Source organism: Kitasatospora sp. NPDC059571 (genome assembly GCF_042735675.1).
GTDB lineage: Bacteria > Actinomycetota > Actinomycetes > Streptomycetales > Streptomycetaceae > Kitasatospora.
Genome location: NZ_JBHWBW010000266.1, coordinates 9,528 through 10,489, shown reverse-complemented (window position 1 = coordinate 10,489; position 962 = coordinate 9,528). Strand labels below are relative to the sequence as shown.

Sequence of the window (962 nt, the reverse complement as noted above, 5' to 3'; positions counted from 1 at the left end):
TGGGGCGGGCTCCACCCTGGGTGGCGGGGGGGGGTTGGGGCCTGCGCGGCTGGGCGGCGGCCGGCCTGATCGGCCCCCGGCTCGACCGTGCCGGGCTGCCCGCGATGCGTCCCGAGTCGGCGATCGCCGCCCTCCAGCAGGCCCTGGACCTGGACGAGAGCGTGGTCACCGTCGCCGACATCGCCTGGGACCGCTTCGCCCCCGGCTTCACCTCGGTGCGCCCGTCCGCGCTGCTGGACGAACTGCCCGGCGCCCGGCGCCCGTCCGCCGGAGTCGGGCCCGACGCCCCGGGCGGCGCCGCCACCGACGCCGCCGAGCTGCGCCGGCGCCTGGCCGGCATGGCGGAGCTGGAGCGCGAGCAGACCGTGCTCGACCTGGTCCGGGCCCATGCGGCCGCCGCACTCGGGCACGCCACGGTGGAGGAACTCGGGGCCGGCCGGGCGTTCAAGGAGCTCGGCCTGGACTCGCTGACCGCACTGGAGCTGCGCAACCGCCTCGGCGCCGCCACCGGCCTGCGGCTGCCCGCCACGCTGGTGTTCGACTTCCCGACGCCCGCCGCCCTCGCCGCCCGCCTGCGGGCCGACCTCGTCCCGGCCGGTCCGGCGTACGGCGGGGGAGGGGGCACCCTCGCCGACCTCGACCGGCTGGAGGCCGCGCTGGCCACCGTCACCGAGGACCCGGACACCCGGGCCGACGTCGCCGCCCGGCTCCAGGCCCTGCTGACCCGCTGGAGCGCCGCACCGCGCGAGCGGGAGCCGGACGCCCAGGTGGCCGAGCAGCTCCGGGAGGCCTCCGCCGACGAGCTGTTCGCCTTCATCGACAACGAGTTGGGCATGGCCTGACCGCCGAGGGCCCGACCGCCGCGCGGTCCGGGGGAGTCGGCGACCGCCGGCACCCCCGACCCGCCCGCCGGCCCGGCCCCCCCCCACGGCCCGGGCCCCGACGGCCCCCCACCCCCGGAA

General features: G+C 79.8%; 1 protein-coding gene. It reads left to right on the top strand.

Going from position 1 to position 962, the window contains the following annotated elements:
- Positions 1 to 842, top strand: an 842-nt coding sequence (locus ACFV0G_RS25350) for a phosphopantetheine-binding protein (RefSeq protein WP_380552239.1), incomplete at its 5' end; no start/stop codon positions are given.
- Positions 843 to 962 lie beyond the last annotated feature (120 nt).